Origin of the sequence: Coleofasciculus sp. (assembly GCF_046539235.1) — a bacterium.
GTDB lineage: Bacteria > Cyanobacteriota > Cyanobacteriia > Cyanobacteriales > Coleofasciculaceae > Coleofasciculus.
Genome location: NZ_JBKHHI010000280.1, coordinates 1 through 8,890, shown reverse-complemented (window position 1 = coordinate 8,890; position 8,890 = coordinate 1). Strand labels below are relative to the sequence as shown.

The window sequence follows — 8,890 nt, the reverse complement described above, 5'->3', positions numbered from 1 at the left end:
GGGGAACCGGGTTTTTTGGCACGGGGGAAAACAAAGGATGCTTCGCTTTTTTTGCACCGGAGTTGGGGAACCGGATTTTTTGGTACGGGGGAAAACAAAGGATACTTCGTTTTTGTTGCACCGGAGTTGGGGAACCGGATTCTCTTGCTCCCCTCTCCCCGGCGTGGGAGAGGGGCTGGGGGAGAGGGGTTGTGTAACGTAACAATTAAAATGGTGTAACGTAACAATTAAATGGTGCGTTACGCTTCGCTAACGCACCCTACAAAGTCTACTAAGTAGATCAAAGTCCCCCTTTTTAAGGGGGATTTAGGGGGATCGACAATGTACCGCATAGCAGAGCAAACTGCTATATGTCTTAACCGCTATGGCTATAATTGGTGCGTTACGCTGCGCTAACACACCCTACTGGCGTGGCACACCTGTATTAATTTATGGCTACCCTGGAGTACCCATACATTTAAATTATTGCAAAAATAGTAATAACTGATGAAAGAGTGGCTAAATCTCCTTCATAATAGTAATATAAACAAATCCTTTTAGCTGCCACCACAAGACCGAAAATTGTTGGTTAAGACTGGAGGGAGAAGGATAACAGGTAAAGACACAATCAGTTGTGCTTACAGGGAAAAAGTTGGTTTAGCCAAGACAACAGCACAGCTAGGAGCGTGTCGGCGTCGATCAGGATTGCACTCAATCTCTAAGTTAACCCGATCCGTGGAGTTACTCTCCCCTGCGGGAACACCAAAGGGAAACGAGAAGGCTCTGCCGATATTTCTTAATTCAACCGACAACATTAGCATTTTTTATCAGCCATATCTTGCTAGTGCAAGAAGGCAAGAATCAGAAAGGAAGAATGCTTATACAGTAAGCTATTGCACCTTTTTTAACTGGATAGTTATTTCCGCCGAGCTGCACTAGGAAAAAGATTCGCTCTAGTTCAATACAACTTGATCATGATCAAGTGTTTGTGCTAAAAAAGAAGTTTTTTTAGAGAAATTCTCGATCCTGTCCACCTAGCTCATTACTCTTGTTGAGTTGAATTATATCCTCAAGTCTAGCAACAACCATGGTAGAACGACCAACCTTTCTCGATTTAACCGAACTCGATCACCCTAACCTCCAGGGATCAGAGCAAAATGCAGCAGGTTTAAGTGATCTGGTAGCAAATATTCCTGGGGCGATTTATCGCCGCGCCGGGGATTCTCAGTGGACGACCCGATTTATTACTCCCGCCATCGAGGATATTTGCGGTTATCCCGCTAGTGATTTTATTAAGAATCGAGAACGATCTTTAATTAGTATTATTCATCCTGATGATAAACCAATTATTGAACAAGCTCTCGAAAAACAGCTAACTACTCAACAGCCTTATTGGTTGGAGTATCGGATTGTGCGATCAGATGGATCTGTTGTTTGGATTTGTGACAAAGGACAGGGAATTTTTGACGAAACTGGACAACTTCTCTGGTTAGATGGAATTATCCTTGACATTAGCCAGCGTCAACCCGAATTTCACGTTAACCATACGATGCAACCGTCAGAAACTATTCAGGAATCTGACGCACTCTATCATCTCATGGTGGAAACGGCGTCAGAGGGAGTTTGGATGTTTGATGTGAACAGCCAAACCATTTTTGCCAATTCGCGCATGGCGGAAATGCTAGGTTATCGCGTCGAAGAAATGATCGGGCGATCGCTGTTTGATTTCATGGATGCAGAAAGTCGCCCTCTTTATTCAACCTATATCTTGCGTCGTCGTCACGGTATCCACGAGCGCCACCCGTTTAAGTTTCGCCGTAAAGATGGCTCTGAATTATGGGCAATTGTGTCTGCTACGCCTATTTTAAACGCTCAGGGTGAGTTTGTTGGCGTGTTGAGGATGATTACTGATGTTAGCGATACCCATGAGGAATCCACGCAACGCCAACAGGCGGAAAATGCATTGCGAGAAAGTGAACGGCGATTCCGGGCTATTTTTGATGCAACCTTTCAATTTATTGGTTTGCTTAAACCCGATGGTACCGTTTTAGAAGCCAATCAAACCGTGTTAAATTTTGGCGGATTGCGGCGTGAAGACGTAGCAGGGCGTCCATTTTGGCAAACGAAATGGTGGAGTCATTCGCCGGAAATCCAGAACCAATTAAAAAATGCGATCGCGGCGGCGGCGACAGGTGAATTTGTGCGGTATGAAGTGGAGGTTATTGGCGCTGATGAACGGGTAATCACGATTGATTTTTCCCTCAAACCTGTGACTGATGAAACCGGACAAGTTGTGCTACTGATTCCAGAAGGTCGTGATATTAGTGAGCAGAAGCAAATCCGAGAAGCCTTGCGCCAGTCGGAAAGTCGATTAAAACTCAAAAACAAAAAACTCAAGCAAGTGTTACGCCAACTGAAAAACACTCAAGCTCAACTCATTCAAAATGAAAAAATGATCAGTTTGGGTCAGATGATGGCTGGTATTGCCCATGAAATTAATAATCCGATCAGCTTTATATATGGCAATATTACTTATGCTCGTGACTATGGCTTTGACCTATTCCATTTAATTGAACTCTATGCTAAATACTATCCAGAACCTGCACCCGAAATCCAACATAAGATTGAGGCAATTGACCTCCAATTTTTAAGCGCAGATTTTCCTAAACTTCTCAATTCCATGCAAGATGGAGCAGAACGTATCCGGGAAATTATTCTGTCTTTACGGAACTTCTCGCGTTTAGATGAAGCAGAACAGAAGTTTGTCAATATTCATGAAGGGATTAATAGCACTCTGCTTATTTTACAGCATCGATTAAAACAGAATGTCTTTGCCAAAGAAATACAGATTATCAAAGACTATGGTCAACTTCCTCTAATTCAATGTTATCCCAGTCAGCTCAATCAGGTGTTTATGAATTTACTCAATAATGCCATTGATGCCTTAGAACAGAAGAAAAAACATTATCAACACTTAGATGGAAACCAAACTATCACTATTCGGACTAGCGTTATCACTCCAGATAATCATTGTCTATCTACTCCAGTTGAAGATATACATGGTAGCGGAAACAAGGCAGAGATCAGAGGAAATACAGCAGACGAAAATAATAGAAATTCTGCTTATGTAATCATTCGTATTGCTGACAATGGCATTGGTATCCCCCAAACCTTGCAAAAGCACATATTAGACCCTTTCTTTACCACTAAGCCTGTGGGCGTCGGCACAGGTTTAGGGTTATCTATTGCCCATGCGATTATTGTGGAAAAACATGGCGGACAGCTAAGCTATACTTCTGAACCCGGTCAAGGAACAGAATTTATCATTGAGCTACCCATACACCCGCCTCTAAATTAAGATTGTAGAGACGTTGCATGCAACGTCTCTACAATCACGGCGTTTCCCGCAGCGCTTGCAGATAATCCATCGCGGCTTCCAGTTTGGAAGAATAGCTATAAGCAAACTCTTCAAACCAAAGCCCTTCATCAGAATGTGGCTTTAAATTATTTAACCATTCTTGGGCTTGTTGCTTCAGGGCGTCCCGTTTGCGCTGTTCTCGCTGTTTTGCCTTGAGTTGTTCCTCTTGCTGTTGCTGCTGTCGTTTCCGTTGGGCTTCGCGCTCTTGCTCCTCAAACTCAGCCTTCAGTTCTGATAGCATACTATCTTCTACAGGCGATCGCGAGGATGGGGATGAGGAAATGGGTTGATACGTGGACGAATTCCTTGGGGGCGACTTCAAGTCGTCCTCATCCAACAGAGGTTTTTTCTCCGGGGGTTTTCCCTGGTCTTTTTCTTGATATTCGGCTTTAATTTGGTTTAATAAGTCATCAAGGGATTCTGCCATAAGACGAGACTCTCAGTTACGAGAGATTTTGTTATCAACGATTATAGTTAAGGACATATCCTCAACGGTCATGTCCTTTATATCTTCTATTGTAATCAGCTTGACCATACAGACTCTGACACCGAATTCCTTGACGCCTATTATGAGCGATCGCTAAGGATCTGATACTAAACCAAAACAGCATAATACTCACAGATGAGGTAAATGCACCCCCTGTGTTCTCAAACACACGCTCACTTGGTTGTCTAATCGATTACAGCATTGAGCAACACGTCCGTTAAGGTCATGTCTTCCATATCCTCAATCGTGACCGTATCTACAATGTCAAACTTCGCACCCGCACTTTCAAGTTCATCATCCAGAATTTTGAGGAACTTCGTGGCTTGAGGATCACTGCCAATTTGGATAAAAGAAATCGCTAGCTCTTCATCCTTATCAATTCGGCGTGACGCTTCGATAATCACCTTCATCACGGCTTTGCGGTCATCGGGTTCCCCATCCGTAACCACCAGTAGGGTTTCACCATTCAACTTCGTCTGACCGCTAGTTTTGCGCTGAAAATAGTTATTGAGAGCATCGTCCAATACAGATGCCAAGTCTGTGCGTCCTGATGGCTCATTTTCCTGGAATACCTGCATGACTTTGTTAGCCGTCACGCCATCATAACGTCTGAAGCGACCTGAAAATAGGTAAATGGTAATGCCATCAGGATCAAATTCTGCGCATTTATTCGCTAAAGCCAGAGTAGACTCTTGCATAACATCCCAGCGGCTTTTCCCAGAATACTGGTCTCGGATGGACATACTGCCGCTTTTATCAATGATTAAGGTATAGTCTCGTTTCTCCAGCATAAAAAAGTCCCCAAATCTACTACAGTCCTTCTCAAGGGTATCAAACCCACCAATAGGCGATCACCAAGCGACAGATGTAGAGACGTTGCATGCAACGTCTCTACAGGGTTAGGATACCAACTCAGATAAGGTTTCCTGAAGCGGCTGCCAACGGAAATAGCGCTCGCCTCCCATTTCAATCGCCACTTTCACCCGCTTCTCCTGCTTAGGCAACGCGATGAAATATTCAAGTTCTTGGCGCGACAGACTACTGCCCTCAATCAGCCACAGTACCATCCCTTTCGACTTAGCCGATAGGGTTTCCAATTGATACGTCAGGATAGGCGGGACAAAGTAAACCTCACCCACAGCAGCACTTTGACCGATGGTTTTCTTCCCCAAATGCGGCGGACGAACACCATGAACACCTGTCAGATAAGCGGCTGGATCGCCCAATCCTTTCGCTGAGAGGGAAATCGTCGTATAACCCGCCGCCCGCAGTCGTCGCCGATAACGTCCTTCAAATCCTCCCTCTAAGGGAGCGTACAATGCCAATGTGCCGGACTGTTCTAAATCCCGAATGAACGTCTTTCCGGTGGTGATCAGTGCCATCTATTTCTCCGATTCCGCCTTAAGTTTTGTTAATTCTTATGAGCCAATTATATAGGGATAGAGGGTTCATGGCACATCTAGCAAGAGGAGGCGATTGAAATCGCTGCTACACAAATGTATGCGAAGCCTTCCCGAAGGGTAGGCCGCCTGCGCGGACGGGGTTATAACGGGGGTAGCGTTCCCCGGATTTGGTATCAGTTGGTGTATTGAATAGCGATCGCAAGAAGTAAAAACCATGCCCTAAGCGTAGTTGAAGGGTCAATTGGCGGGACAAACGCCAGCCACTGTAGGGGCGGGTTTAGGAACTAGCGCTAGCTTGTTACCAATAACTCAACAACAAAACCCGCCCTTATGCATAAGTAGGGATTGTTAAGATAGAGCCAGTTTTCCTAACAATTTCCGTCCATGGTTTCGTTCAACTATCCTGTTCCTCAAACTGATCCACCTTGTTCACCGAGGGAAACGCTACCGACGATGTATGATCTTCCGAGTGAAGATCCAGAGGAACCGGGTTTGCCTGACGAATTCCATGATTGGCAAGCACAATTATTGAGCTTGACATTTTGCCCTCCCCACTATCCCCTTGCACAGATCTTTTATGCCAGCGACTTAAACCTTTACTATGATGTGCGTCATCCTCTGTGGTACAAGCGCCCAGATTGGTTTGGGGTTGTCGGTGTGCCGCGACTGTATGATGATGTGGATATGCGCCTATCTTATGTGGTTTGGCAGGAGGGCGTCAATCCGTTTGTGGTTGTGGAATTGCTCTCACCTGGAACCGAGAAGGAAGACTTAGGAGAACAGGTAATCCCAGCGTCAGACTCGGAACCTGAACAAGTTGGCGGAAATGGGCAAGACATTCAACTTACCACTGAAGATAAACCACCGCGAAAATGGCAGGTTTACGAGCAGATTTTACATATTCCTTACTATGTCGTATTTAGTCGTTACACCAATCAACTACGGGCGTTTAAACTGAATGGAGCGCATTATCAAGAGTTAGAGGTACAAGATGGGCGAGTATGGATGAGTGAGTTAGGCTTAGGTTTAGGATTATGGCAGGGAGAGTTTCAAGGGATTAATCGCCTCTGGTTGCGTTGGTATGATGCTCAAGGAAACTGGATTCTCACAGAAGCTGAACGGGAAAGACAGCGAGCCGAACAAGAAAGACAGCGAGCCGAAGCTGCACAAGCTCGATTAGATGCTTTGATTGAGCGACTGCGAGAATCAGGTATTGACCCCGATACCTTTTTCCAGGATCAGGGCTAAAAGATAATGTCCGCAGCGATTACGGTACGGAAGAGCCAAAGTTTTTTACTCCTTTGAATCAGACAAGCTAAGAACCAATCTCCCCCGCCTGAAAAATCTGTTCGGCTGTCAGCGTCAACTCTGGAAATGTACCGGAAACAATCGGCTCAGTACCCGCAAACTCGGCTCCTTCGTACAGTTCCTCAATCAGGGTAAAAATTGTTACTTTTGATTCCAGTGGGTCAATCACCCAATATTCGGGAATGTTTAAAACATTGTATTCAACCCGCTTGGCACGATAATCGGTAATCTTGGTCGATTCGCTAACCACTTCTACCACTAAAATCGGAGGGGGTTCGTGAAGTTCAATCACCGCCTCACGGTTTCTTAACTCACGCCACTGCTGGGTAGGAATAATGGTCAAATCGGGAATGCGAGACGTATCCCACTTGCCAGCACGAGGCGATCGCACACCAATTGCTACAGGTCTAACAATCCAGTCGTGTCCGGTACGCCTAATCGCGGCGTCGATTTGCCGATAGAGAAAGTCAATGATTTCTCCATGTTGCCCAGTACCAATGCTCATTGCTACTAATTCCCCGTTCACCAACTCATAACGGGTATTCGTCCCATCTGAATAGGTCAGGTATTCTGCAAAGGTTAGTCGCTTGGTTGCTAATGTCATCGCGATCGCCTGCTCGAAATCATGATCATACACTTAAGCCCTGCATGAGTACCAATCCACGATACTCCTGCACTTGGATAATAGTGACAGTTTAGTAGATTGTCCATACTCTGGAGCGAGTAATCCTCAAAAATTTGGCATCTCCAACCCAAGCCTAACAGTCACTTTTAATAGCTGCATCTGATACTTCTTCAAGAAAGGGCAAGGTTTTTACCATAAAACAATCAACCATTTATGCTAATGGGGCTAGTTATCGAGTGCCAGAACTAGCAGGGCTGCCTTATATCGATCAAAAAAATGCTCAAGAAGCTCTGGCTTTTCACCGAGAGATTGAAGCGGCTGTTGAGCAACACGAGACAGATGCCGATTATTTAAAGAACAGATACGAGATTATTCCTGTTGTTGGGATAGGACAACCCACTCTACAATCCGCTACCTGGTGTCAGGAAAAACTTCTGTGTGATGAAAGTCCTGCTCCTGATATGGGTTTACCTCTGAACACTGGAGATGGAACAGTTCCCAGTGTGTCTAGTGTTCCCATTGAACTAACAAATAAAGTTCGGGAAATAGTAATTGGAGAGAGGCACTCCTGCTTACAAGAAAACAAAATTTTGTTATCACACATATATCAGCTATTGAGTCGCCAACAAGCTCAGCATAAGATAATTCGAGGACCAGAGGATTTGTTAATTGCTCGACATCGCCCAATCTTGAGTGTTTCTCTGGAAGATTATTATTTGACACTCCCCCGGCTAGAAGCGCGGGGGATTCTTCGCTCATCCAACCACCTTAGAGTATTGATTCTCATCAATACAAAAGAGGGCGAGTTGTCCCGAAGCGTTTATCCAGTATTCGGAGGAACGTTCCTGTATGCCCTACAGTACGAAGTGCTTCCTTGAGTATATTTATTGCGGCATTCCAATCGCGGTCTAACACGAACCCGCACTTACATTTGTGTGTTCGCGTTGAAAGCGATTTGTTTACGAAACAACCGCAATCAGAACAACATTGTGTAGTGTAGTGAGGTTTAACAGCAACCGTTGCTACACCAAATACTTTGCCAAAATACTCAAGCCAACGTCTAAACTCAGACCAAGCTGCATCACTAATTGATTTAGCCAGGTGATGATTTTTGACCATATTCCGCACTTGCAAGTCTTCATAGGCTACCAAGTCGTTAGACCGGACTACGCACAATGCAGTCTTTACCGCAAAGTCTTTACGCTGCCTACTGACTTTCAAATGTTTCTTGGCTAACTTCTGTTTAGCCTTTTTGTAGTTATTAGATTGTGGTTGACCTTTCTTGAACTTCTTGGATACTCGCTTTTGGAGGCACTTCAGTTGTTTCTCCGATTTCCTTAGAAATCTAGGATTATCAACTGTTTGACCATCCGAGTCAGTATAGAAATAGTTTAAGCCAACATCTAGTCCTACGTTGTGACCTGTTGGAGTCCTATCTTCAGTCCTGTCATGGTCAATGCAGAACTGAGCGTAGTATCCATCGGCACGACGTACTACTCTAACTCGCTTTATCTGAGTTAGTTGATAGTCGTTTAAATCACGAGTTCCATAAAGCTTGAACGTCCCAGCTTTAAACCCATCAGTAAACGTGATTGAATCACGATTCTCTGATAGATTGGTGGAGTCGAGTGGGAAGTCGCCTTCCCACCCTCTCCTACAAAACCGTGCTT

Annotated in this window: 10 protein-coding genes; 4 read left to right on the top strand and 6 right to left on the bottom strand. The window is 44.8% G+C overall.

Features of this window, described 5'->3' with window-relative positions; genetic code table 11:
* On the top strand, positions 1 to 219 hold a 219-nt coding region (locus ACLFWI_RS21120; RefSeq protein WP_446414552.1), incomplete at its 5' end, for a hypothetical protein.
* A gap of 398 nt (positions 220 to 617) precedes the next feature.
* Here ACLFWI_RS21120 and ACLFWI_RS21115 read toward each other — a convergent pair.
* Positions 618 to 800, bottom strand: coding sequence for a hypothetical protein (locus ACLFWI_RS21115; RefSeq protein ID WP_446369626.1), 183 nt, complete (start codon positions 798 to 800; stop codon positions 618 to 620).
* Between the two features lie 266 nt (positions 801 to 1,066).
* Here ACLFWI_RS21115 and ACLFWI_RS21110 point away from each other — a divergent pair, with 266 nt between their 5' ends.
* The gene (locus tag ACLFWI_RS21110) at positions 1,067 to 3,337 is read left to right on the top strand and encodes a PAS domain S-box protein (RefSeq protein WP_446414551.1); all 2,271 of its coding nucleotides are present in this window, start codon (positions 1,067 to 1,069) and stop codon (positions 3,335 to 3,337) included.
* A gap of 34 nt (positions 3,338 to 3,371) precedes the next feature.
* Here ACLFWI_RS21110 and ACLFWI_RS21105 read toward each other — a convergent pair whose 3' ends face one another.
* From ACLFWI_RS21105 to ndhN, 3 genes are all read right to left on the bottom strand, one after another.
* The gene (locus tag ACLFWI_RS21105; RefSeq protein WP_446414550.1) at positions 3,372 to 3,824 is read right to left on the bottom strand and encodes a salt stress protein, Slr1339 family; all 453 of its coding nucleotides are present in this window, start codon (positions 3,822 to 3,824) and stop codon (positions 3,372 to 3,374) included.
* A gap of 245 nt (positions 3,825 to 4,069) precedes the next feature.
* Positions 4,070 to 4,675, bottom strand: a complete 606-nt coding sequence (locus ACLFWI_RS21100; RefSeq protein WP_446414549.1) for a vWA domain-containing protein — start codon at positions 4,673 to 4,675, stop codon at positions 4,070 to 4,072.
* A 108-nt stretch (positions 4,676 to 4,783) separates the two neighbouring features.
* A complete protein-coding gene (gene ndhN / locus ACLFWI_RS21095) occupies positions 4,784 to 5,266 on the bottom strand; it encodes an NAD(P)H-quinone oxidoreductase subunit N (protein ID WP_446414548.1) in 483 nt (160 codons plus the stop codon).
* Positions 5,267 to 5,671: 405 nt separating this feature from the next.
* On the opposite strand from ndhN, the gene ACLFWI_RS21090 reads away from it, so the two are divergent.
* Positions 5,672 to 6,535: a Uma2 family endonuclease gene (locus ACLFWI_RS21090; RefSeq protein WP_446414547.1), complete on the top strand. Its 864-nt coding sequence runs from the start codon at positions 5,672 to 5,674 to the stop codon at positions 6,533 to 6,535.
* 67 nt (positions 6,536 to 6,602) lie between these two features.
* On the opposite strand, the gene ACLFWI_RS21085 is transcribed toward ACLFWI_RS21090, so the two are convergent.
* Positions 6,603 to 7,199 (bottom strand): Uma2 family endonuclease, encoded by a 597-nt coding sequence (locus ACLFWI_RS21085; protein ID WP_446414546.1) that lies wholly within the window; start codon positions 7,197 to 7,199, stop codon positions 6,603 to 6,605.
* A gap of 257 nt (positions 7,200 to 7,456) precedes the next feature.
* Between ACLFWI_RS21085 and ACLFWI_RS21080 the strand changes: the two genes are divergently transcribed.
* Positions 7,457 to 8,098 (top strand): hypothetical protein, encoded by a 642-nt coding sequence (locus ACLFWI_RS21080; protein ID WP_446414545.1) that lies wholly within the window; start codon positions 7,457 to 7,459, stop codon positions 8,096 to 8,098.
* Here ACLFWI_RS21080 and ACLFWI_RS21075 read toward each other — a convergent pair.
* Positions 8,007 to 8,890: RNA-guided endonuclease InsQ/TnpB family protein (locus ACLFWI_RS21075; RefSeq protein WP_446414544.1), on the bottom strand; the 884-nt coding region annotated here is incomplete at its 5' end. The genes ACLFWI_RS21080 and ACLFWI_RS21075 overlap by 92 nt on opposite strands.